The organism is Cryobacterium sp. 10I5 (assembly GCF_035019865.1).
Lineage (GTDB): Bacteria > Actinomycetota > Actinomycetes > Actinomycetales > Microbacteriaceae > Cryobacterium > Cryobacterium breve_A.
Genome location: NZ_JASJVI010000248.1, coordinates 1 through 230, shown reverse-complemented (window position 1 = coordinate 230; position 230 = coordinate 1). Strand labels below are relative to the sequence as shown.

The 230-nt window shown below is 71.7% G+C and carries 1 pseudogene; it reads left to right on the top strand.

Annotated features, from left to right (window positions below):
- Positions 1–230 (top strand): annotated as a pseudogene (locus QN350_RS19880) (HNH endonuclease); the annotation flags it as partial.

The window sequence follows — 230 nt, the reverse complement described above, 5'->3', positions numbered from 1 at the left end:
GCGCAGGTGAACGTCACCGTTCCCGTCCTGACCCTGCTCGGCAAAAGCGCGGAACCCGGGTACCTGGCCGGGTACGGGCCGATCGACCCGGAGACCGCGCGGCGGCTCGCGGCGGGGGCGCCGAGCTTCACCCGGCTCCTCACCCACCCCGAGACCGGGGTCGTGCTCTCGATGGGACGCGACACCTACAAGGTCCCGGCCGCGCTCAAGAAATGGCTCGAGGTGCGGGA